Annotated in this window: 25 protein-coding genes, 3 pseudogenes and 1 riboswitch; of the genes and pseudogenes, 13 read left to right on the top strand and 15 right to left on the bottom strand. The window is 62.3% G+C overall.

Translation table 11 applies throughout. The features are described 5' to 3' along the window. Positions 1-130 precede the first annotated feature (130 nt). The gene (locus tag PQR27_RS06795; RefSeq protein WP_408522948.1) at positions 131-613 is read right to left on the bottom strand and encodes an Lrp/AsnC family transcriptional regulator; all 483 of its coding nucleotides are present in this window, start codon (positions 611-613) and stop codon (positions 131-133) included. A 137-nt stretch (positions 614-750) separates the two neighbouring features. On the opposite strand from PQR27_RS06795, the gene PQR27_RS06790 reads away from it, so the two are divergent. Continuing rightward, positions 751-1,395 (top strand): cysteine dioxygenase family protein, encoded by a 645-nt coding sequence (locus tag PQR27_RS06790; protein WP_408522947.1) that lies wholly within the window; start codon positions 751-753, stop codon positions 1,393-1,395. A gap of 69 nt (positions 1,396-1,464) precedes the next feature. Here PQR27_RS06790 and PQR27_RS06785 read toward each other — a convergent pair whose 3' ends face one another. From PQR27_RS06785 to PQR27_RS06765, 5 genes are all read right to left on the bottom strand, one after another. Continuing rightward, positions 1,465-4,086 carry a mechanosensitive ion channel family protein gene (locus tag PQR27_RS06785; RefSeq protein WP_408522946.1) on the bottom strand — a complete coding sequence of 874 codons (2,622 nt, stop codon included), beginning with the start codon at positions 4,084-4,086 and terminating at the stop codon, positions 1,465-1,467. A 189-nt stretch (positions 4,087-4,275) separates the two neighbouring features. After that, entirely contained in the window at positions 4,276-4,923 is a 648-nt protein-coding gene (locus PQR27_RS06780; RefSeq protein ID WP_408522945.1) for an NAD(P)-dependent oxidoreductase, read from the bottom strand. A gap of 164 nt (positions 4,924-5,087) precedes the next feature. Further along, on the bottom strand, positions 5,088-5,543 hold the full coding sequence (locus PQR27_RS06775; protein WP_408522944.1) for an Rrf2 family transcriptional regulator: 456 nt from the start codon (positions 5,541-5,543) through the stop codon (positions 5,088-5,090). Between the two features lie 86 nt (positions 5,544-5,629). Further along, positions 5,630-6,109 (bottom strand): BCAL1086 family glycoprotein, encoded by a 480-nt coding sequence (locus PQR27_RS06770; RefSeq protein ID WP_408522943.1) that lies wholly within the window; start codon positions 6,107-6,109, stop codon positions 5,630-5,632. Continuing rightward, positions 6,106-6,597, bottom strand: a complete 492-nt coding sequence (locus tag PQR27_RS06765; RefSeq protein ID WP_408522942.1) for a GNAT family N-acetyltransferase — start codon at positions 6,595-6,597, stop codon at positions 6,106-6,108. Before PQR27_RS06765 ends, PQR27_RS06770 begins: the two co-directional genes overlap by 4 nt. 86 nt (positions 6,598-6,683) lie before the next feature. Between PQR27_RS06765 and PQR27_RS06760 the strand changes: the two genes are divergently transcribed. Both PQR27_RS06760 and PQR27_RS06755 read left to right on the top strand, forming a co-directional pair. Beyond that, positions 6,684-7,265: a DJ-1/PfpI family protein gene (locus tag PQR27_RS06760; protein WP_408522941.1), complete on the top strand. Its 582-nt coding sequence runs from the start codon at positions 6,684-6,686 to the stop codon at positions 7,263-7,265. Positions 7,266-7,393: 128 nt separating this feature from the next. Beyond that, positions 7,394-7,720 carry a hypothetical protein gene (locus tag PQR27_RS06755; protein WP_408522940.1) on the top strand — a complete coding sequence of 109 codons (327 nt, stop codon included), beginning with the start codon at positions 7,394-7,396 and terminating at the stop codon, positions 7,718-7,720. Positions 7,721-7,734: 14 nt separating this feature from the next. Here PQR27_RS06755 and PQR27_RS06750 read toward each other — a convergent pair whose 3' ends face one another. After that, entirely contained in the window at positions 7,735-9,483 is a 1,749-nt protein-coding gene (locus PQR27_RS06750) for a sensor histidine kinase (RefSeq protein WP_408522939.1), read from the bottom strand. A 412-nt stretch (positions 9,484-9,895) separates the two neighbouring features. On the opposite strand from PQR27_RS06750, the gene PQR27_RS06745 reads away from it, so the two are divergent. Beyond that, on the top strand, positions 9,896-11,098 hold the full coding sequence (locus PQR27_RS06745) for an ammonium transporter (RefSeq protein WP_408522938.1): 1,203 nt from the start codon (positions 9,896-9,898) through the stop codon (positions 11,096-11,098). Positions 11,099-11,122: 24 nt separating this feature from the next. On the opposite strand, the gene PQR27_RS06740 is transcribed toward PQR27_RS06745, so the two are convergent. Beyond that, positions 11,123-11,470: a putative PII-like signaling protein gene (locus tag PQR27_RS06740; protein WP_408522937.1), complete on the bottom strand. Its 348-nt coding sequence runs from the start codon at positions 11,468-11,470 to the stop codon at positions 11,123-11,125. Between the two features lie 143 nt (positions 11,471-11,613). Continuing rightward, positions 11,614-11,675, top strand: a riboswitch (Fluoride riboswitch). Positions 11,676-11,752: 77 nt separating this feature from the next. On the opposite strand from PQR27_RS06740, the gene crcB reads away from it, so the two are divergent. Continuing rightward, complete coding sequence (gene crcB / locus PQR27_RS06735; protein ID WP_408522936.1) at positions 11,753-12,133, top strand: fluoride efflux transporter CrcB; 381 nt, start codon at positions 11,753-11,755, stop codon at positions 12,131-12,133. Positions 12,134-12,234: 101 nt separating this feature from the next. Here crcB and PQR27_RS06730 read toward each other — a convergent pair whose 3' ends face one another. Further along, positions 12,235-13,101 carry an oxidoreductase gene (locus PQR27_RS06730; RefSeq protein ID WP_408522935.1) on the bottom strand — a complete coding sequence of 289 codons (867 nt, stop codon included), beginning with the start codon at positions 13,099-13,101 and terminating at the stop codon, positions 12,235-12,237. 120 nt (positions 13,102-13,221) lie between these two features. Here PQR27_RS06730 and PQR27_RS06725 point away from each other — a divergent pair, with 120 nt between their 5' ends. Then, complete coding sequence (locus PQR27_RS06725; protein WP_408522934.1) at positions 13,222-14,193, top strand: LysR family transcriptional regulator; 972 nt, start codon at positions 13,222-13,224, stop codon at positions 14,191-14,193. Between the two features lie 60 nt (positions 14,194-14,253). Next, positions 14,254-15,447: a phytanoyl-CoA dioxygenase family protein gene (locus tag PQR27_RS06720; RefSeq protein ID WP_408525429.1), complete on the top strand. Its 1,194-nt coding sequence runs from the start codon at positions 14,254-14,256 to the stop codon at positions 15,445-15,447. Between the two features lie 4 nt (positions 15,448-15,451). Here the strand turns inward: PQR27_RS06720 and PQR27_RS06715 are convergent, their stop codons facing one another. After that, positions 15,452-15,736, bottom strand: a complete 285-nt coding sequence (locus PQR27_RS06715; protein WP_408522933.1) for a hypothetical protein — start codon at positions 15,734-15,736, stop codon at positions 15,452-15,454. Between the two features lie 140 nt (positions 15,737-15,876). Further along, positions 15,877-16,215, bottom strand: a complete 339-nt coding sequence (locus tag PQR27_RS06710) for a hypothetical protein (RefSeq protein WP_408522932.1) — start codon at positions 16,213-16,215, stop codon at positions 15,877-15,879. A gap of 181 nt (positions 16,216-16,396) precedes the next feature. Here PQR27_RS06710 and PQR27_RS06705 point away from each other — a divergent pair, with 181 nt between their 5' ends. The 3 genes and pseudogenes from PQR27_RS06705 to PQR27_RS06695 form a co-directional block, all read left to right on the top strand. After that, positions 16,397-16,951, top strand: coding sequence for a fasciclin domain-containing protein (locus PQR27_RS06705; protein ID WP_408525427.1), 555 nt, complete (start codon positions 16,397-16,399; stop codon positions 16,949-16,951). A 225-nt stretch (positions 16,952-17,176) separates the two neighbouring features. Then, entirely contained in the window at positions 17,177-17,461 is a 285-nt protein-coding gene (locus tag PQR27_RS06700; protein ID WP_408522930.1) for a hypothetical protein, read from the top strand. An 18-nt stretch (positions 17,462-17,479) separates the two neighbouring features. Then, positions 17,480-17,638 (top strand): annotated as a pseudogene (locus PQR27_RS06695) (DNA polymerase Y family protein); the annotation flags it as partial. A gap of 25 nt (positions 17,639-17,663) precedes the next feature. Here PQR27_RS06695 and PQR27_RS06690 read toward each other — a convergent pair. The 4 genes and pseudogenes from PQR27_RS06690 to pdxR all read right to left on the bottom strand — a co-directional run. Beyond that, positions 17,664-18,053, bottom strand: a pseudogene (locus PQR27_RS06690) (porin); the annotation flags it as partial. 325 nt (positions 18,054-18,378) lie between these two features. Further along, a complete protein-coding gene (locus tag PQR27_RS06685; protein WP_408522929.1) occupies positions 18,379-18,840 on the bottom strand; it encodes a carboxymuconolactone decarboxylase family protein in 462 nt (153 codons plus the stop codon). A gap of 9 nt (positions 18,841-18,849) precedes the next feature. Then, on the bottom strand, positions 18,850-19,269 hold the full coding sequence (locus PQR27_RS06680; protein WP_408522928.1) for a cupin domain-containing protein: 420 nt from the start codon (positions 19,267-19,269) through the stop codon (positions 18,850-18,852). A 157-nt stretch (positions 19,270-19,426) separates the two neighbouring features. Beyond that, positions 19,427-20,830, bottom strand: a complete 1,404-nt coding sequence (pdxR, locus tag PQR27_RS06675) for a MocR-like pyridoxine biosynthesis transcription factor PdxR (protein WP_408522927.1) — start codon at positions 20,828-20,830, stop codon at positions 19,427-19,429. A gap of 296 nt (positions 20,831-21,126) precedes the next feature. Between pdxR and PQR27_RS06670 the strand changes: the two genes are divergently transcribed. From PQR27_RS06670 to PQR27_RS06660, 3 genes and pseudogenes are all read left to right on the top strand, one after another. Next, complete coding sequence (locus PQR27_RS06670) at positions 21,127-21,771, top strand: HD domain-containing protein (protein ID WP_408522926.1); 645 nt, start codon at positions 21,127-21,129, stop codon at positions 21,769-21,771. A gap of 50 nt (positions 21,772-21,821) precedes the next feature. Next, the gene (locus PQR27_RS06665) at positions 21,822-22,223 is read left to right on the top strand and encodes a LysR family transcriptional regulator (protein WP_408522925.1); all 402 of its coding nucleotides are present in this window, start codon (positions 21,822-21,824) and stop codon (positions 22,221-22,223) included. Continuing rightward, positions 22,147-22,335, top strand: a pseudogene (locus PQR27_RS06660) (nitroreductase family protein); the annotation flags it as partial. The gene PQR27_RS06665 and the pseudogene PQR27_RS06660, both read left to right, overlap by 77 nt. Positions 22,336-22,399: the final 64 nt, after the last annotated feature.

Below are 22,399 nucleotides of genomic sequence, written 5' to 3'. Positions count from 1 at the left end.
GAGCTTGCACACGGCTTGCAGTCAGCAGGAGGAGCGGTCATCGCCGAGGCGTAGCGGCACCCATGGCGGCTCCAATCAGCAAATGATCCGGCAGCAAATGCAACAAATGCCGCACCCGCCGCACCCGCCGTTAGCGCCCGTCCGCCACCGCCGCCGGCCGCACCGGCAGCGCCGTCGAATACTTGATCTGCTCCATCGCGAAGCTCGAACTCACGTCGTACAACGGCACGGCGCCGATCAACAGCTTGTAGACGCGATCGTAGTCGTCGATATCGGACACCACCACACGCAGCAGGTAGTCGGTCTCGCCGCTCATCCGGTACACCTCCACCACTTCCGGAATCTCCTGCACCGCGCGCGTAAAGGTCTGCGCCCACGCCTCGGTGTGCTGGTTGGTGCGCACGGCGACGAACACGGTTGTGCCCACACCGAGCTTGCGCGCGTCGCACAGTGCCACCTGGGCGCGAATCACGCCGGTCTCTTTCAGACGCTGAAGCCGCTTCCAGCAAGGTGTCTGCGACAGATTCACGCGTTGCGCCAGCTCGGCGATCGGCATGGTTGCGTCTTCCTGCAGCAATTCAAGCAGCTTCCGATCGATGATATCCATTCCCATCAGCCCACCCCCATAGGAAATTATTCTACTTTTTGCGACCTGAGGGGAATTATATGGAAACTCTTTCTCCAGGCAAACAGGTATAAATGTGGCTATCGAAAAATATCCAGAACGCAGTTACGTGCTGCGCAGCGACCATGAGCCAAGATCTCCGTTCAACCGCCCTCGACCGCTCCTTCGCCCAAGGCGCACACCCGGTTTGCCCGCACGAAGCGGCGTCGCACGCGTCACACAGCGCGCCCCTCGAACGCCTATGCAACACGCTCGACGCCATCTTCGAAGCCTGCGCGAAATTCCCCGAGCCGTCGGATTCCACCTTCTTCGCGCGCACCATGCGCGTCGCGCTCGCTGAAGCCGCGGCGAACCCCACGCTGCTGAGCGCGGCACAACGTGAAGGTTCAACCGAGAATTACCGGCGACATCTGCTGGCCGCCGACCCGCAGGGCCGCTACGCGATCGCCGCACTCGTCTGGCTGCCACACCAGGCGAGCCCCGTGCATGCGCACCATACGTGGTGCGGCTATGCCGTGCTGGACGGCACGCTGAGCGAAACGGTATTCGAATGGAATGACGCGCAGCGCTGCGCGAGCGCCACGCGCACGCAGGCGCGCAATGCCGGCGCGGTATCGTTTGTGCGCGGCGGCCGCAGCGGCATTCATCGGCTGGGCAATAGCAGCCAGCAGCCCGCCGTCTCGCTGCATATTTACGGCGTCCCGGGCGCACAGATCTCTACCCATGTGAATGACATCGTTCGCGCGGCCAACGCGCCCGCGCTCGCCTGAAATTCAATCGTCCGGCATGACCGTGCTCGCAAGGCCAATGGTCACTGCGCGTGTCGGCCGTTCGTTCAATCAGCTCTTGCCACCCGATTCGCCTGCCGTAGGAATCTGCGGCGGGATCGGCGCGGTTTGCCCGGTCGGCGGCGGCGCCGGACGCGGTTCGTGCGACACATCGCGCGCCACTGCGACGGCGGCCTGCGCGGCCCGCAACGAGGAGGCCGACCCGCCGCCATGCGCAGGCGTGGGGCCATGCGGGCTGAACCCCGGCAGGTCCTCGTCCGGTAAAGGCTCGCCTTCACTATCTTTCGACGACGTGTACACGCGCATCTGCGGCACCGGAATCTCGATGCCGGCTTCGTCCATCTTGCGCTTGAGCCGCAAATTGAAGGCCCGCGCCACGCTCCATTGCTGCAACGGCCGGGTCTTGATCTGCCCTTTCACGACCATCCAGTTCGGATCGAAACGGTCCAGCCCCCACACTTCGATCGGTCCGAGCATTTCGCGCTGGTAACGGAAGTCGGCCATCAGATCGGCGCCGACTTCGCGGATCAGTTGCGTAATCTGATCGACGTCGGTCGAGAACGACATCCGCACTTCGAACACCGCATACGCGAAATCGCGCGACAGGTTCTTGACGATCTTGATCTGCGAGAACGGAATGGCGTGGATGGCGCCCTGCCCGTCACGCAGCCGCACTGTGCGAATCGACAGATGTTCGACCGTGCCCGCATGCCCGCCGTCGACATCGATCCAGTCGCCGACCGAAATCGTATCTTCGATGATGATGAATAGGCCCGTGATCAGATCGGTCACGAGCGATTGCGCGCCGAAACCGATCGCGAGACCGATCACGCCCGCGCCGGCGAGCAGCGGCGTCACATTGATGCCGAGGTTCGCGGCGGTGACGATGCCCGCAATCGTCATGATCGTCACGAGCAACACGTTGCGCAGCAGCGGCAGCATCGTACGCGCGCGCATGCTCGGGCTGCGCGACTTGTTACGCGGGCCGCCCGGGTTGAGCGCCTCGGTGATCGCTGTGTCGACCAGAATCCACAGCAGCCAGGCAATGAATACCGTTGCGATGATCGCCGTCACCGCGTGGGCGATACCGCGCGCCGCGACGTTTTCTTCGACCACGGCCGCGAGCGACACCCCCCACAGGCGCGCCGCCAGTTCGAAGAAGAAGAGCCAGATAAAGAGCGTCAGCAAGGTGCCGCAAAAGCGCAGCAGGCGCGTGAGATACGGCGAACGGCGGCGTGCCCGCGCACTGCGTGGACGCGTCACGCGCAGCACGACGGCGGACAGGAAGAAAGCCAGCACCAGCAGCAGCGCGGTCACCACCGAAATCTGCAGCACGTTTTCGCTGGTGCCCGAACCGCCGAGCGTGGCAACGACCGATGCCGTGGCGAGCACCAGCACCGGCACGTGCCAGAGGGATGCGAGCACGTCGAAGGCGTCGGTCGCGGCCTTGTGGTTGGTGCGCTGCTCGTACGGCCGGTTGCGGATCAGGTGCGCGATGGGCCGGCGGAACGCCAATGCGAAATAGCCGGTGAGCACGGCCGCCGTCATGTTCGCCGCCGTCGAAATCAGCGCGGCGAGGTTCGATCCGAGTTGATGCGCGACGTCGTAATTCACGGCTGCATCGCCCAGTGCCCCGCATACGCCGACCACGAACAGCAGGCGCCGCGCGTAATCGATCAGCAGACGCACCGCGATCCGCCGATGGCCCGAGCCGAACAGCGAAAACATGATCAGGCAGATCGCCGAAAACACCGCGCCCGCGACGATCGCATAAGCCACCACCATGCCGAGCGTGCGGCCGAGCGCATCGGGCATGGCGCGCACGAACAGCAGCGCCGCGAGAAACGCGATGATCCACGGCCCGACCCGGCGCAGCGCGAAAATCAGCAATTCGCGCGTGGTGGGATTCGGGTGCAGTCCCATGACGATGCCAAAGCGCCGGTACAGCCGGTGTTGCAGGTAGATCAGCGCGCCGGCGCAGGCGCCCCAGCCGGCCAGCATGGCGAACATCGAGAAGAGGATGCGGCCGAAACTCTCGTGTCCCTGCCCCGAAATGATCGTGTAGAGCTCATTGCCGGCCGCGTTGAAGCGGCCGCCCCAATAGCGCACCGGCGTGCGGCCCTGATGCACGTCGGATTCGAACGACGCAATGCCCGACGCGATCGCGCCGAGCAGCCCCGGGCTCGGTTGCGCCGGCGCGGGGGGCGCCACGTTTTGCGAGACGTCGCGCAGCTTTTTCAGTTGGGCGACGAGCGCGGTGCGCTGCCGGTCGTTGTCCAGCGTGGCAATCACGCTGTCGAGTGAGCGCGCGAGTTCCGCCTGACTGGCCGGCGACGGCGCTGACGCCGCCTCGGCCGCCGAGGCGCCGGAGGCCGAAGCGGCAGGCGTCGCCGTGGCGCTGTTGATCAGGCTCTGTAATGCCGGGATGACCGGTGTGCCGGCGGCTTGCGCATTGGCCGGCAGCCATGCCGTGCCCACCAGCAGCACGAGGCAGAGGGTGGCCGCCCACGCGCCGAGCCACGCCGCGACGTGAGCGCGAACGGTGCGCCGGGCGTTGCGCCGGGCAGTGCATCCGGCATGATCAAAAGGAAGCTGAAAGGCGGCGCGAGTCGCCGGCTGCCCGCCGTTGAACGGCGCGGCCCCGGACTCACGCCGCAACGGGCATGACTGCATGGCGATCCGTGAGAAAACGGGAGACGCCAGTGTAGCCGCACTTGCACCGCAAGCGACCGAACATGCGTAACCGAATGTTAGGACGCTTGCGCACGCCGTGCGCTGCGAGACCGGCCCTCACACGCCGCAGCGCCCGCCAGGCGGCACGCGCCAGATGGCAGGCGCCACGCCAATCCGCCGCGCTCAAGCTCAATACGCGACCGTCGCGATCTGGCGGATGAAACGGCCCTGCTCGAGTTCGTCGACGAAGGCGATCGCGTAATCTTCGGCGGAAATACGGCTGTTGCCCCCGGCGTCGGCCAGCAGCGCGTTCGCGCCGGTGCGGAACGTGCCGGCGCGCTCGCCCGGCGCGATCAGCGCGGCCGGCGCAAAGCACGTCCAGTCGAGGTCGGTCACGCGGCGGTAGTCGTTGAACGCCTCGCGGTGCGCGAGCGCGATTGCCCTGTAGGCGTCAGGGAATCCCTCCGAGTCGACCAGTTGCCTGCCTGGCGCCACTTCGAGCGAACCCGCGCCGCCCACCACCACGAGGCGCTTCAGGCCTGCGGCGCGCACGCCGTCGATCAGCGCATGAGTGGCCGTGGCGAGCGCCGCGAGATCGTCCTGCGGCGGCGCGTAGGCGCTGGCCACCACATCGTGACCGCGCACCGCGGCGCTGACGCTCGCGGCGTCGAGCACGTCTGCCTTCGCCGCTTTCAGATTCGCCACATCGGTCGGCACGCGCGCCGGATTGCGCGCCAGCGCCGTCACCTGATGACCGCGCCGGGCCGCTTCCGTGGCGATGCGCGAGCCGATCATACCGGTAGCGCCGAACAAGGCGATTTTCAACTGTTTGCTCATTTCACTGCTCCTGTCATAGGCTTATATGTAACCGCATCGATTACATATAACGTGGAAAAAAGAGGGGCTAGGCCCCCGTCCGTTCGTTCGTTCGTTCGTTCATTATCTGGCGCATGTGTCGTCATGACTCCGCACACGCCTGCCATCCTGTTTTGTTTGCCGGCTTACCCGTGCGGACGCCGCTTGCGTTTGCGAGCCCGTTCCGCGCGCTCCAGATCCGCGGTGGCATCGGCAAGGGTGCGTGCAGCCAGCGACGCCTCCATAGCCTGTTGCGCCTCGTCGATGATACCGCGCAGCACGGTTTGAATATTACGCCCGACCATGCACGCCGGATTCGGCTCCTCGCGATGCAGCGCGAATAACTGCGCGTCATCCACTGCGTGATACACCTCGAGCAAGGTGATGGTATCCGGCGCCCGGGCAAGCAGCGCGCCGCCGCCCGCGCCGAGTTGCGAGGTGGTGAGGCCAGCCTCGGCCAGCATGGTCAATAGGCGCCGGATCAATGCGGGATTGGTGTTCACGCTCCCCGCGATCATCTCCGACGACAACGGCATGCCCTCCTGCAACGACAGCAGCGCGAGCACATGCACCGCAAACGCAAACCGGCTACTCGTATTCACAGCGAACCTGGCAACGACAATATGTAACCATGGTAATTACATTTAATCCGACTGTCAAACGACGGAACAGCAGACTGGCTGCTACATCACTTGTCCATCTGCTTTTGCGCGTCGCTGGACTCGCTCGATGTCGATGACGAAGTCGAAGCGTTGGCGGCCGACGCCGAATTCTGCGCAGACCACTCCTGCAGCTTGCGGCCCGCCGTCTCCAGGCTCTGCCCGGTCAGCGAAGCCGCCTTGCCGAGCTGCGCGTTGGTGGCGCTTGCCGCGCCTTGCAGATTGGCCTGGGCGGTCGAAGCGAGCGAGGCCGGGTCGATCGTAATCGACGGCCCCGAGGCAGCCGATTCGAGGTTCTGCTGCGCGGCGGCCTTGGTCGCATCGACCTGCTGGCCGACGTAGCTGGCCGCCTGATCGAGCTTCTGACCGGCAACTTGCGCGGCGTCGTTGAGCTTGCCGGCAACCTGCCCTGCCGACGCATCATTCTTCTGACATGCCGCAAGGCCGCCGAACACAAAGACGACCACAGCGGCACGGCGCAATAAAGGTGAACGGATAGATGAAATCATGATTGAGTGTGAGCCGCGCCAAGCGGCTTCCGCATACGAAAACGCGCCAATGATACGCCGTTGCGACACACGCTCTCCTCGGCGAGCTTCTGGAAGCCCGCGGACTCGAAGCTGCGGCGCGCGCTACGGCTGACCTCGGCGCTTAGCGCAGTGGCCCCGCCCAGCCGCGCCGCCGCTTCGAGCCGCGCCAGCAGTCCGGCCGCCAAGCCTTGCCGTGCATGGCCAGGAGCCACGTATAGCATCTCGACGTGATCGGCCGGATAGAGTTGCCCAAAGGCTACCGGCATGCCCTCGCACACCGCCACCAGCGTGAGGCCGCGCGCGAGCCGCGCAGCAAAGGCCTGCTCGTCGTCGGCGGCCGACGCCCATGCGGCGCGCGCCGCGGCGTCATAGTCAGCGGCTGCCAGCTGCGTGACGGCGGCTCGAAACAGCGCTGCAAGCGGCGCTGCATCGCCCGCTTCCATCCTGCGCCATGCAATACAGCTCATCGGTCCTCCGTCGCGGTTCTGTCAAACGCATTGGAGTAGACTGACTGGCCGTTCGATGTGTTCCGTTGATCAATTGGAGGCATGCGATGGCAGCAAAGAAGATCCTGTTCCTGACCGGCGACTTCGCCGAGGATTACGAAACAATGGTGCCGTTTCAGGCATTGCAGGCGGTCGGCCATGTGGTCGACGCGGTCTGCCCGAACAAGAAAGCCGGCGAGCGGATCAAGACCGCGATCCATGATTTCGAGGGCGACCAGACCTACACCGAAAAGCCCGGCCATCAATTCGAGCTCAATGCGTCTTTCGACAACGCCGATCCGCGCCAATACGACGCCCTGGCGATCGCTGGCGGCCGCGCGCCGGAATATCTGCGGCTGAACCCCAAGGTCATTGACCTCGTGCGGCAGTTCGCCGAAGCCGGCAAGCCGATCGCCGCAATCTGCCATGCCGCGCAACTGCTGGCCGCCGCCGATGTAATCCGCGGCAAGCGTATTTCCGCCTACCCGGCGTGCGCGCCCGAAGTGAAGCTGGCCGGTGGTGAGTACGCCGACATTCCAGTCGATGCCGCGATCACCGACGCCAATTTCGTCACGGCGCCCGCGTGGCCTGCTCATCCCGAATGGCTGCGGCAATTCCTCGTGCTGCTCGGCACCCGCATCGAACTCTGATCCGCCGGCGAGCGTCGTGTCCTCGCGACAATGCGCGCTCGCCCATTCCATCAGCATTTGAGAATAGTCCGATAGTTTGCTACGGAAGGCTTTCCTATAGTCGCAGGTTGACTTTGGAGCCTTTTTCGATGGAACTGACCGATTGGATCGTCATTCTCGCCGTCACGCTGATGGCCATTGCTTTTTTCTGTGCACGCACGCCGGTTAGCTGGTTGCGGGAAAACCGCGCGCGGCGTCGTGCGGGCACCCGTCTGCTGGTCCAGGCGGCCTGCGCCCTGTGGGCAGCGCTGCTGATTCTTGCGCGCGGCCTGTTCGGGTTCGAGGGCCTGCTAGGCCTGCGCCCGGGCCCAACGGAAGCGCTCACGGGCGTTGCGATTCTGATCGGTTGCGGCTGCTACTGGTCGGTTCGCGGAAGCAAGCTGCTCAAACCGCGGCGGCTCTTTAGGACTCACTGATTGCCACGCCGTGATTACCGCGCACTGATCCCGTGCGCCGCAGGGGCGGCATGCGCAGCCGCGTCGGCGTCCCGCTCAGATCCCGCTTCGCCGTCGCGCTGCTTGCGCGATTCATGAAGCGCGCGCACATCGCCCGATCCCGGCGCGGCATGCGTCTGAATGGCCGGTTGAGGCTTCAACACCCCGGCCTCGGGCAACGACAAATAGAACGTCGTGCCCACACCCTCTTTCGATTCTGCCCACACGCGCCCGCCATGCCGTTCCACCACGCGACGCACGAGCGCGAGACCGATTCCCTCGCCTGCCGCCACATTGCCATGCAGCCGCTGGAACGCGTTGAATAGCCGCGGCATGGCGACCGCCGGAATGCCCAGGCCGTTGTCCCGCACATAGAAAATCCGCAGCGAGTGCACACCGGGCGGCGCGGGCGTGGTGCCGATCTCGATCCGGCCTTCGCGCGAGGGGTCCAGATAATTGAGCGCGTTGCCGATCAGGTTCGCGAACACCTGCTCGAGCGCGGTCGGATCGCCCCACACCGCCGGCAGTTCATTGACAATGACGCGCGCGTGGCGCGCCCGGATCGAAACCTGCATCGCATCGACGACCCGCGGCACGATATCGTGCACTTCGACCTTCTGCTGCCGGTATTCGACGTGCCCCACGCGCGACAGGCGCAGCAACGCGTCGATGATGTGCGAAGCGCGCAACACGGCCGTCTGCAGATAATGCAGCGCCTCGCCGATATCCTCGTCGACCACCCGTTCGATGCGCTGCCGGGGCTCGGCCCCGAGCGACGACTGGCGCAACGCCACACGCAGTTCGTCGCAGGCACGATTCAGTTCTTTCGAAAACCCCTGCAGGTTCACCAGTGGCGCGCGCAGATCGTGCGACACGCTGTAGATGAACATTTCGTTTTCCTGGGTCTGTTGCCGCAAGGTCTCGTTGATACGCGCGAGTTCGCCGGCGCGGCGCGCGAGATCTGCCTGGAAGCGTGCCTGAATGCGTTCGGCCTCGAGCAGACGCCGGCTGGTGTCGTGCAAGGTCAGATCGAGCCGCGCGATTTCGTCGCGGCCGGCACCAATCGGCGCAAGCGGCTCATTGCCCGCGAGACGCCCGGCATTGTCCGACAGCAGTGCGAGACGACCCCGCACGCCGCGGGTAAATAACCAGACCGCGAACGCGACAAACAGCAAGGAGCCGAGCACCGCCGCGACCACCAGCATCTGTTGCCGTTCGCGGGCGATGTCCGCGGCATGTGTGCGCAGCGTATCGAGGCGCCGCTCTTCGGTCTGGAACGCCACCACCTGCTGCCGGAAGCGATCGAGCACGTCGGCGCCCGCCTGATCGCGAAAGCGCTCGACCAGGTCGCGCCGCCGGCCCGAATGCAACAGGTCCTGCACCCGGTCCGACCATTGGCGATACGCCTGCACCGCCTGGCGCACCTGCACCACGCGCTCGACCTGTGCGGGGTTATCCGCGACCAGTTCGGCGAGTTGATCGATACGCCGATCGACGTCCACCCATAACGCCAACGGCGTTGCGAAGTGCGTATCGTGGGCAAGTACCGCACCGCGCAGCCGCACGGTCTCACCCAGCACTGGTTCGAGAATCGCGGTGGTCTGGTGCAGCACGTCTTCGCTGTGAATGGCCCAATGCTCCGCTTGCGCCGCATCGGACTGCGCCTTGACCAGTCCGGACAGCAACGCCAGCTCGAAGAGCGCCGGTATGGCGATCAGCAAAAGCCCTTTGGTGGTCAGTCTCATGCGTGCGCGCTGGAGGTCGATGGCCCGGTGGATGAGGCATGGGGACGGCACATTATGTCGGCGTTTGCGCGGGAAGACAAAGACGGCGCACGGTGCGACGCAGCGATACCGTCGGAAGCAGGCAACATGCATCGTCAATGCGCATAGTCGTCAGGCTTTTGAATTTGAACGTAATTCAAATTTAATATTTCGCCCGAAATTGGACCGTCTATACCGACATGGGGCTCATATGCACTTTTATTGTGCTTGTACGAGCCGTTCGCGGTGCACAGGCGGCGGTTCATTCGCCCGATAACCCATTCGAAATATCCCATTCCGGTGCGACTTTGCACCTGATCAACGCGAGTCGGCACAACTTTGGCCCACTTCTTGCATTCACTGCCCGCTTTTTTGGCCTAAGCGGGAAACATTGATGGATAGCTTGAAAACCGGCACGGATACCCTCTTCCTCTTGCTGGGGGCCGCCATGGTGCTGGCCATGCACGCAGGCTTCGCGTTCCTTGAACTCGGCACGGTCCGTAAAAAGAATCAGGTCAACGCGCTGGTCAAGATTCTGGTGGACTTCTCCGTCTCCACGATCGCGTATTTCTTCATTGGCTACACCATCGCCTATGGCGTGCAATTCTTCGGCAATGCTGAATCGCTTGCCGCGCACAACGGCTATGCGCTGGTGCGCTTCTTCTTCCTGCTGACCTTTGCAGCAGCGATTCCGGCGATCGTCTCGGGCGGCATCGCCGAGCGCTCGAAATTCAATCCGCAGCTGTTCGCGACCTTCGTGCTGGTGGGCTTCATCTATCCGTTCTTCGAAGGGATCGCGTGGAACGACCGCTTCGGTATCCAGACATGGCTCGCGCACGTGTTCGGCGTCCCCTTTCACGACTTCGCCGGCTCGGTGGTGGTGCATGCGTTCGGCGGCTGGGTGGCATTGCCGGCCGTGCTGCTGCTCGGCGCGCGCCATGGCCGCTATCACCGCGACGGCGGCATCGCCGCGCATCCGCCGTCGAATATTCCGTTCCTCGCGCTGGGTGCGTGGGTGCTGGCGGTCGGCTGGTTTGGCTTTAACGTGATGAGCGCGCAGACCATCGACAAGATCAGCGGTCTCGTCGCCGTCAATTCGCTGATGGCGATGGTCGGCGGCACGCTGACGGCGTGGCTCGCGGGCCGCAACGACCCGGGCTTCACGTACAACGGCCCGCTCGCCGGACTGGTCGCGGTGTGCGCCGGCTCCGACGTGATGCATCCGCTCGGCGCGCTGGTGACGGGCGGCATCGCGGGCGCGCTGTTCGTCTACATGTTCACCTGCGTACAGAACCGCTGGCGCATCGACGACGTGCTCGGCGTGTGGCCCCTGCACGGTCTGTGCGGTGCATGGGGTGGACTGGCTGCGGGTATTTTCGGCGTGCGCGCGCTCGGCGGGCTGGGCGGCGTGTCGTTCGGCGCGCAGCTGGTCGGCACGCTGGGCGGCATCGCGGTGGCGTTGCTCGGCGGCACGCTGGTGTATGGGGCGATTCGCCTGACGGTGGGATTGCGGCTCGACCAGGAAGACGAATACAACGGCGCCGACCTGTCGATTCACAGGATTTCGGCGACGCCGGAGCGCGAAAGCATCGGTTGAGGCGTCAGCAGCAGAAACGCAGAATCAGCGCCGGGTAGGCGGTTTCGCGTCCCCTTCGCCGCCGAGCATGCCGAATTCGATGGGGCAACGCGTGCAGAACACCGGCACGCCGCCCTGTCGTACGGCTTCCATGAGCGCGTCGGCTTCCGCCTCGGTGACCGCAAAAATCACCTGCTGCGGTTGATCCGCCAGTTCGAAAAAGCGCGCCGCATGGTGCTCGCCCGCATGGCCAACGCCTTCGGCCGCCGCCACGACGGTCGCGCCGTGAATGCCCGCGTGCTTCGCGATCGACAACAACCACTCCACGACCAGTTGATGGCCATGGCGCCGGTTCTGCTCGGTATAGAAGGTGATCTGGTAACCCTTTAGCATGGCGGGCCTCCCGCGAAAACGGCAGCGAATCATCGCAGGCACTGTATTCAGTCTAGATCACGCCGGAACAGATGCAGAGCGCCGCAGGTCCGTTCGCGCGGCCCGCGCCCACCTGTCCCCACATGTGCTCGCCGGTGATAGACTTGTCAGTTGGAGATGGCATTCTCCATTAACCGCCCTTGTGGCTGATGATGCCTGCTTCGCCCGGATGACTGCGGACGCGGCGGCGCGTCCCGACTCAGCCCGGTTTGTCGATCTTTAGGCCTTGCAAGGGCACTTCGCATGTATCTGTCCATTCTTGCCGTCGGCATCGGCGGCGCCCTCGGTTCGCTATTCCGCTGGGTCCTCGGTATCCGTCTGAACGGCCTCTTCGCCGGCCTGCCGCTCGGCACCTTCGCTGCTAACGTCATTGCCGGCTACGTCATCGGCGTGGCGGTCGCGGGGTTCGCACGAGCGCCGCAAATCGCGCCCGAATGGCGGCTCTTCGTCATCACCGGCTTAATGGGCGGTCTGTCCACCTTCTCGACTTTTTCAGCGGAAGTCGTGCAACGCCTGCAGGACGGCCGGCTCGGCTGGGCGGCCGGCGAAATCGTCATTCACGTGGCGGCGTCGCTTCTCATGACCGTATTGGGGATTGCGACCGTCTCGTTGCTGTCGCGCTGAGTTTGCGGCCGTCCAGCCGCGACCAAACGAGCCGTCTGTTCGAGCAGACGAAGCAGTTCGATCCGCGCGTGTTCCAGACGGCCACTGTCTGATAAGCGGCTTCAGGACTGCTGCTCGGCGAAATCCGTCGATGCCGCCAACTTCCGCCAGGCTTCCGTTTCCTCGGTCACATAGGTGTTTTTCGCAGCGATGGCGGCCAGCGTGTCCGTGCCGAGCGGCAGGCGCAACGGCGGGGTCGGCGCATCGACCAGCGTAACCATCGCGGCCGCGAGCTTCTTCGGGTCGCCGGGCTGGTTGTGATTCATTTGCGCGGCGACGCGCCGAACCGCACCCGAGGTTTCGTCGTAGTCGTCGATCACGTCCGGCGCCACGATCAGCGACGACCCATCCAGAAAGTCCGTGCGGAAATAGCCGGGCTCGACCACCGTCGCATGAATGCCGAGCGGCTTCAGCTCCACTTGCAGCGCTTCGGTGATGCCTTCGACGGCGAACTTGGTCGACGAGTACACCCCAAATCCCGCCCCAGCGCGATAGCCGCCAATCGACGAAATGTTGATCACGTGGCCCGAGCGGTTCGCGCGCATCACCGGCAACACGGCACGCGTGACGTTCAGCAAGCCGAACACGTTCGTGTCGTACATGCGCCGGACGTCCTTGTCGGCCGATTCCTCCACCGCGCCCAGAAGGCCGAAGCCCGCGTTGTTGATCAGCACGTCGATGCGGCCGAATTTTTCCACCGCGGTCTCGACCGCCGCCCTGGCCTGTGCCTCGTCAGTCACGTCTAGCTCGACCGGTAGCAGAGCGGGCGAGTTGCCGAGACGCTCGATGATCGCCCCGACGTTGCGCCCCGCTGCCACGACCGCGTTACCGTCCGCGAGCGCTGCCTCGGCGATCAGCGCGCCAATGCCCCGCGACGCACCGGTGATGAACCATACCCGCCTGAAGCCGCCGTTCCGGATGTCAGCCATGATGTATCTCCTACGTGTGCTGTGAAAGTGATGCCATGGTACGAGGAGCGATTGACGCAAACTAGCCGTCCATTGCTAGACTAATAATCAATCTTTATTTGCGAATCAGAGGCGCCGTCGATGAACGAAATCCGTGCAATCGCCACTTTCGTACGCGCCGCGACGCTTGGGAGCCTGCGGCGCGCGGCAGTCGACCAGGGCATCTCGCCACAGGCCGCGAGCCATGCGGTGATGCAGCTGGAGAAGGAACTGGGCGTGCGGCTCTTTCATCGGACCACGCGCAAGCTGAGCCTGACAGAAGAAGGTCAGCGGCTTTTCGACAGCGTGAAGCCGGCGCTCGCCGTTTTCTCGTCCGCCCTCAACGAGGCCCGGCGCTCAAAGGAAGAGGTGGGCGGCCTGCTTCGCGTGAGCGCGCCGCGAGCGTTGGGGCTCCCGGTCCTGTGGCCCTACTTCGAGGAATTCGCGCGGTTGCACCCGGATGTGCAACTCGAAGCGCAATTCGACGACCACTTTACCGATCTCGTGACTGAACGCTCCGATGTGGGTTTCCGCGGCGGGCCGCCGCCTTCGGGCGGCTCGATTGCCCGCCGGCTCGTCCCCATTCAGCTGATCATTTGCGCATCGCCGGAATATATCGAGCGGCACGGCGCGCCGCGCACCATTGAGGAACTGAATCAGCACCGCTGCACGGGGTATCGGCGAGCCAACACCGGCAAGCTCGCATCGTGGCAGTTCCGGGTGGGCGACGAAATCGTCTATCGCGATGTGCCTCCCACGATCTGCGTGAACGACACGGAGATGGAAACGCAGGCGGTGCTATCGGGCCTCGGCATCGGCCAGCTGGGCAGCTTCAACGCCACGCCTCACATCAGAAGCGGCCGGCTCGTGCCGTTGCTGACGCAGCACGTCACCGAATACGGCACCATCTACATTTACTACGGACATCGAACTGAGCAGTCGCTACGCGTGAGAACTTTCATCGACTTCATGATCGAACGCGTAGCCGACAACAGGAACTTCTTCCTCGATCTGGCCGAGCTTCGCGTCGCGCGGCCGCCGCAACGCGGTCGCGCGGGAAGCAGACGCGCCTGACGTAGATTGTTGCGCACCCGCTGGAGGATTATTGTTGCGGTATCACTAGAAGGAGACGCCATGAGTGCTATTGAGCCGCGTCACGAAGATCGGGTACGTAATGGGTACCGCGAGCAGGATTGTTCGCTGCGGGAATTCGTCGCGGCACTTGAGCCTCGTCCGGAACGTGGCGGGCTGCGGTTTTCCAGTAATACAGTCGAGCATGTTCCGCTGTACGACTGCCGCGAACTGGGTGACGCCTTAGAAAATGCATCGCAGCGCGCGGACCTGCAGGCCGAATGGGCAAACGTATTGAACGCGGGCGCGGGGGTGCTGGTACTGAAGTGGGCTTACGCCGACACCGCACCGCTCGACGAGGCGACCAAGGTGTTTGAGTGGATCATCCGCGAGGAGCGGGAAGCAGGCGGCGCCGCGGCGGATCACTTCGCGAAGGCAGGCGCGAACGACCGGATCTGGAATGCGCAGGAAAAGCTTTGCCTGCGCGCTCCCGCGGTGTTCGCCAGCTACTTCGCGAATACCGCGCTTTGCGCCATCGCTGAAGCGTGGCTGGGTCCGCATTTCCAGATGACGTCGCAGGTCAACGTCGTCCGTCCCGGCGGACAGGCGCAACAGGCACACCGCGATTACCACCTTGGATTTCAAACCGTGGCGCAAGCCGAGCGCTATCCGGCACACGTTCACGCGATGTCCCCTTTCCTCACGCTGCAAGGCGCGATTGCTCACAGTGACATGCCAGTGGAAAGCGGGCCGACCAAGCTGCTACCTTTCTCGCAGCGCTATGCGGAGGGTTACCTTGCATGGCGTCGTCAGGACTTTCGCGACTACTTTGAAACGCATTATGTACAACTGCCGCTCGAAAAAGGCGATGCGCTGTTCTTCAATCCCGCGCTCTTTCACGCAGCCGGCTCGAACCGGACGGCCTCTGTTCAGCGCATGGCCAATCTCCTGCAGATTTCCTCGGCCTATGGCCGCGCGATGGAGTCGCTGAACCGCACGAAGATGTGCGAAGCGCTCTATCCGGTCCTGCTGGAACGAATGCGGTCGGAGAGCATCACGCGAGAAAATGCCGACGCGGTGATTGCATCGTGTGCCGAAGGCTATCCGTTTCCGACGAACCTCGACAGAGACCCGCCGCAGGGCGGCCTTGCACCGGAGAGCCAGCAGGATTTATTCCGTCGGGCGCTGACAGAATGGTGGAGCGCGGACAGATTCGTAGCCGCAATACGTGAGCAGGCTGCGCGGCGCGAGGCGTAGCGACTTACATCCGCGCGGGCAACAGCGACAGCGCCTGCTTGAGAAGCGCATGTGAGGCTGCAAACTCATTGCGTCCAGCCATGGTCAGAGCGGCGTGGCCCGTGCGCACGAACAGTTCGTCGTCGGATGTCGCTGCGACGTTCAAACCGGGACCAGGGTGGTCGTACCTGCGAAAGAACGCCAGCATCTCGAACGCGTCGAATCGCGAATCCTCGGGACCCGCCTTCGCCAGGATCTCGGCGGCTGCAGCCAGTTGTCGCGTGGTCTGGAGAAATTCAGAGCGGTTCATGACACCTGCCTCATAAGTCACCGTCGCCGAATGTTCGGGGGTTTGGCGCAAGGCATTTCCAATGCCGCCAACGGCGGTGATTGGACGAGGCGATTACGCTCCCGCGCGGGTGCCCCACTGCCCCACGCGATACTGTTCCGCTAAGTGGAAGAAAATACGACCGCCGCAACGTCGTCGATGTGCGCAAAGCTGCGAAAGAAGCGGTACGTTCGGCCGTCAATTTCGATCAGGTTCGCCCCGGCTCGCGTCACGTCGAGGATTTCGCTGGCAAGCGCTGCTGTAACCGTTCCACGCCGCTTCAGATCCTCTCGCGGCCCCGTTGCGTCGCCTATATACAGGGTGGCGGTCTCGCTGGTGTGACGCATGACCACCAGGCTCGCACCTGCGTCGAGCGACAACTCAAGATACTCTGCCAAAACGCGTAGCGCCTCCGACAAAGGTGCCTGCTGGCTGGCGTTCGCCCCGGATGCGTTTGTCATGTCTTTCTCCGTCGCGTTGAATGGCTCCTGACAGATAGTCTATCTGACAACGCCGCCTCCACCCTAGGTGGGGCGACTCGAAATTATCGTGGGCATCCAGCTTCGAATCCAGTCGCGCGTATTCCCCGTATATGCGGTCAGGGCCACGCAATCACGCATGGCAACTCAGGAGGAGTACGCAATGAAATACAGGACTCTCTTGGTGGCTGCCGCATTGTCGGCAGCTGTTTCGGGCGCCTTTGCCGCCGGCGGCACCGTCATGGTAGGCGGTCAGGCCATGTACCCGGCCAAAGACATCGTGGATAACGCGGTGAACTCGGCCGACCACACCACGCTCGTTACCGCGGTCAAAGCTGCAGGTCTCGTGGATACGTTAAAGAGCCCGGGCCCGTTCACCGTGTTTGCGCCGACGAATGAGGCCTTTGCCGCATTGCCGGCGGGCACGGTCGATACACTCGTGAAGCCTGAAAACAAGGCGATGTTGACCAGCATCCTGACGTACCACGTCATTCCCGGGCGCTACGACTTCCGCAAGCTCGACGAGGCCATCAAGGCGGGTGGCGGCAAGGCAGAACTGAAAACAGTCAATGGAGAGCCGCTGACGTTCACTGAAAACGGTCCGCACAACATCGTTGTAATGGACGCTGCTGGCCACACTGCCGACATATCGACCTACGACGTCACCCAGAGCAATGGCGTCATCATGGTAGTCGACAAGGTTCTGATGCCGAAATAGCCGAGCCGGCGCGCACCGTCAGCTGTTCGAATTCAGTCCGGCGGTGTCATTTTCGGTGACATGCCACGACTTACCAACATGCCTCGTGCCTGAATGCAGCATATGGCTGTCTGTTCAGGCCCCAGCAACTGATTGCGCTTCGCCGCTGCGCAATCAGCCAGCCGTTAGCGGTATATGAGAGTTCGACGCAGCTACGCCATGCGCCGAAATCGCTGGAGAAATAACATGGAAAAGTTAGCGTTAAAAGTTCTGATCGCCCGTGTCGCTGTCGCCTCACTCTGCGCCTGCGCTGCGACGTTTGCACAGGCTGGTGGCAATGGCAACGGTGGAAGTGGCGGTGGCGGCGCTCACGGTGCCGCGACCGCCGGGATGACGTACCACAGCGAACCTGTCTCGAGCCCATGGAACCGGGTTCCTGGTGACATGAGCAAGAGCGCCAACACGGCTCGCATGGATATGCCCAATATGACGCCTGACGACACCAATATGCCTGCAAAAACTGTGCAGTAAATGCCTGAAAGTTCGCTCACTGCGATTGCCATCGCAGTGAGCGAGCCGACATGGCGGGAAGAACATCTTGTGCGGCTCGTCGCGTTGCTCGTTGCACGACTCGGTGAAGAAAACGTTCTCCGGCCCGCACCCACCGCAGATTACCGCCCTGAGATTGCTAATCGATGGGTACCGGTCCAGTTCACCGGCCGGCGATTTCGCCTTAGAACATCTGCTTGATACCAGCCGTCACGCCAAACTGGTTCCCGCCTGCGACGGAATTCGCGCCCGTCGCGCCGCCGCTGACCGACAGATTGAGCTGCCCACCGTTGTCGATATAGCCGGCAGTCAGGTAGATCGAGGTACGCTTGGACAACTGGTAGATTCCGCGCACTGCTCCGAGCCACGCCTTGTTGTCACTGTGGCGGTAGTCCAGATAGTAGCCCTCGGCTGCCAGGTTCAAGGCCGGGCTATTGTCGTAGGAGACCCCTGCGAAATACTGGTTGCTACGCGGGGTTGCGAGCGCTCCATTGCGACGCGCCAGAACACCTGCGCCGATCCTGGCGCGGTCATCCTTCAGGTCGCTACTGGTAAGACATCCAAAGGCACCCGGCCACCACTCATTTCAAGGAGATCTGGGCCGCCACGACGAACCTAACACGCATAATGCAATATATTGCCGCATAAGTCGCCATATTATGCGGTTGTCCGGAAGGCGCGCCGGCATTTATGCCTTATATTGCATTTCTCGACACTTCAGAAACACGGATCGGCGCCGCAGCCATGTCGGCGCTGACATTGCCGATGGCGGTGTCCGCTAACCTCGCCGTCGCCTCGCTCCCCCGCTCATGCAGATCTTCCACACCCAGCTCGACTCAGGAACGCAAACGGTGAGCGCGGTCCCGAGATGAGTTCGACCTTCCTTAGCTCTTCCCCAATTAGTCGCTTTTTGCACGAGCGGCTTCAGGCGTGTTGCGGAAGCTGATGGCCAAGCGGTTGTAGGCGTTCATCAAGCCAATAGCCATTGTCAGGTCAGCCAGTTCCTTTTCGCTGAATACGTCGATTGCTACCTGAAAGGCTTGGTCCGACACGCCGGATTGGGCCACCCGCGTCACGGACTCGGTCCATGCCAGTGCCGCCTTTTCCTGATCGCTAAAGAGCGCTTGCGCCTCGTGCCACACCGGAACCAGAACGATCTTGTCGACCTTGACTCCCCTTCTAATCAAATCGCGAGTGTGCATGTCGATGCAATAGGCGCATCCATTGATCTGACTAACGCGCAGATAGACCAGATCGACGAGAACCTCGTCGAGTCCGGACCTCATGATGTAGCCATAGACACTTCCGAATGCTGCAACTCCGCCAGGCGAAGCTTTCTCATAGTTCAGTCGCTGTGTCATTTCGGACTCTTATTTGTCGGTAGTTGTAAGAGCCTTGTCATTGCTATCAACGACGAAGACTGCGAGTAATTTCGCCGGCTCAGTCTGGCTCGCATTGCTGCTGACCTGATGATGGGCTCCCGGTGCTTCAAAGAAGGATTCACCTGCGCTGTAGGTACGCGCCGGTTGCCCATTCACCTGGCTCACTACGCGGCCTGAAACGACGTAGGCATAGATGAAGGCCGAGTGAGCATGACGGTGCGGCAACGAAGCACCGCCCGGCGGATACGAAACCTCCACGGCAACGAGAGACTTGCCGGGAATGTTCGGAATGGCGTGTGAAAAATTGGGCTTCACGCTGTCGCCGGCGTTGTCTGCGGCAACAGACACATCAGCAAATGTGAGCCCGACGGCTACCAGCAAGGGCAGCAAAATGCGTGCGGTCTTCATAAGGAACTCCTTGATTGAACTGCGCAATTCTGCGCCTAACAAGGGTCACTAAAAAGAACCGAAAACGCACATTCGGAATGTACCATTAGCTTGCCGTTCATGCCGTTCATGGCCCGGTGCATGGTCCGGACGATATCGCCGGTGAACAAGCTAAGTACTATCGTGTCAATTCCACCAGCCGACGACAGTCGGCAGGCAGGCTGCGTTCATTCAGATTGGTCACGCCGAGCAGTAGTCCCTGCTGTCGGGGAGACTTCATGTACCACGGCGAGAGGGGGGCCGGCGCCAGGCCGAATCGCAGGGCTCGCGAAGCGATATCGATGTCTGATGCAGACTCAGGCAGCAAGGTCACGATGGCCATACCGGCAGTCGCCTGCACTTTCATTGAGTCCGACGCTGCCGCCTCCAGGCAACGAAGCAGAGCCTCCCGTCGCGCGGCATAGAGACGCTTCATACGGCGGAGATGACGAAGATAATGCCCCTCGCGCAGAAACTCGGTCACAGCGTGCTGCATGGAAGCCGCTGGGGCGGGCGTCAGGCACGCTGTGATGTCGCCGAATCGACGCGCCATTTCTAACGGGACCACCAGGAAGCCTAAACGAAGCGTCGGGCTGATGGTTTTGCTAAAACTGCCGATGTGCAATACCCGTCCGTCCTGATCGAGCGATGCAAGAGCGGGCGCTGCCCGCCCTTTCAACTGGAGCTCACTTAAGTAATCGTCCTCAATGATCCAGGCGTCGTTTCGTCGGGCCCAGGCGAGCAGCGCAAGCCGCCGGGGGAGCGACATTGCCACCCCGAGTGGAGCCTGCTGACCTGGTGTCACGACTGCGAGGGCTGCTCCTGCCGCACGCCGAATACCCGCATCGATATCGAGCCCATCCGCGTCGACTGGCACTGCTGTCACAGTCATGCCGGCCAGGCTGAGTGCGGTACGCGTGAGCGGAAAGCCGGGGTCCTCCATCCATGCTTCCATGCCTTCAAGGCGAAGCCCACGGATCGCGAGGTCGAGAGCACCAGAGAACCCTGCCGTTACAAAAACCTGGGAGGGATTGCATCGAAGGCCTCGTGCTACGCCAAGATAAGCCGCAATCTCCTTTCGCAAGTCCGGATCGCCACGGGGATCCGGGTATCCGACCGGAGCGGCCGCAGCTTGCCGAGCCCCACGCGTCAGGATGCGCGACCAAAGTTTGAAAGGAAAGGCGTCCTGGGCGGGCACGCCCAGTTGAAACGTTAAAGGAACCGTGCCGAAGTCATGGAAGAGATCCGGAAGAGGCGGTGCATCCGGTGACCATCTGGGTTCCGCAGGCAGGCTCGGGCGTTCGGCTACGCGAGTACCCGCCGCCCCCAAACCGATCGCGAATTGCTCGTCGATCAGACGCTCATAGGCCACACGCACGGTGCCCCGTGAAACGCCGAGCTGGGCGGCCAGATCCACCCAGGAAGGAAGTCGCGCGCCGGAGACAAGCTGCCCTGTCTCAATCGCATCTCGGATAGCGCAGTAGATCTGTGCGGACAGCGATGTGCTTCCGGAACGGTCGAGGCCAATGGGGAGGGTCGTCATATCTCCAATGGTACGTTCAAAATAACCAATCTTGGCACTGTTTTGTGACCCGAGAGAAGCGTATTTTTCTCCATGTGAATGGGCCGAACTGATCTGATGCGAGTTCTAGATGGTGCAGCCGTTCCAGATTGGAACAGCGCTCAGATTCGCTAGCTGGCATTTCCCGGCCTCGAATGAGTGGCATCATCAAAGTCAGTCTTCGGACGTGTGCTGCTCAACGGAGAGGACACGGGCGAAGCGGACGCCGGCCTGCTGCTGATAGAGTGACCACAAGCCAGATAACGGAGGATAAAGCCGTGGCAACGAGCGACATTTTCAACGTAAAGATCCCCGACAGCAAATTGGCACGCGAGGTGACGCAACTCATTCGCGACACCGAAAGCGAATTGCTGTTTTCCCACTCTACTCGCGTCTACTTTTGGGGAGCCCTGCTTGGGCAACGTAAAGGTCTGACGTTCGATCCGGAGTTACTCTACGTCGCAGCCATGTTCCATGATCTCGGCCTCACCTCGATCTATCAGGAAAGCCAGCTGCGCTTCGAGGTGGATGGCGCAAATGCCGCGCGCGATTTCCTGCGAAGCCATCAGATCTCCGAGGCAGACATAGAGAAAGTTTGGGCCGCCGTCGCTCTCCATACGACTCCGGGCATCCCAGAACACATGCATTCAGAGATCGCCCTGGTGCAGGCCGGAGCGGGAATGGACGTGGCCGGACGTGGCTTTGAGCAATTCACAGACAAACAACGCGAAGCGGTAATCTCCGCCTATCCTCGTGACACCGATTTTGCCCATCAGATGATCGATGCGTTTTATCACGGGATGAAGCATCGGCCTGGCAGCACATTTGGTACTTTCAACGATGATTTCCTTGCCTACAAGGATCAGAGCTTCCAGCGAGTGAACCTTTGCAGCATCATCCTGGACTCAAATTGGGAACGGTGATTTTTTCAGTGCAAATGGACCTGCCGGCGTCAAGACCGTAGTCATTCGCAATGAGAAATCTGGATTTGAATCTGCTCCGGGTATTTGACGCCATTATTCGAGAGCGGAATGTGCTTCGTGCCGGCGAAGTGATCTGCCTTAGTCCGTCAGCAGTCAGTCATGCGCTCTCGCGACTGCAGGCGTTGCTCAATGATGAGCTGTTTGTGCGGACGGTTGCAGGGATGGAGCCGACGATCCGGGCGCTGGAGATGGCGCCACTCGTGCGGGATGCGCTGGTCACGATCGAGCCTGCGGTCGAGCCAAAGCAATTCGACCCAGGTGTCACCGAGCGTCAATTCTGTATCGCCGCGACCGACTATATGACGGCGGTGGTATGCGGAACAGACCGCACGAAACTGCCGGTTATTCGACGCGCCCGTCGGTTTGATCTTCACGATCGATCGACGGCTTGAGAAGGGAAGCTGGCTTGATCTCGGCATGTTCATTCAGAACATAATGCTTGCGGCAAAAGCGCGAGGACTTGACACCTGCACTCAAGGGTTCCTTTCTCGTTTTTATGGGCTCGAGCCCATAATCACGAGTATGGTGTGGTAAAAAAAATGTCGCGGTGCCTCTTAATGACCCTGTA

This window comes from Paraburkholderia fungorum (assembly GCF_046027215.1).
GTDB lineage: Bacteria > Pseudomonadota > Gammaproteobacteria > Burkholderiales > Burkholderiaceae > Paraburkholderia > Paraburkholderia fungorum_D.
The sequence above is the reverse complement of the archived record's forward strand: the minus strand, read 5'-3'. Positions and strand labels throughout refer to the sequence as shown.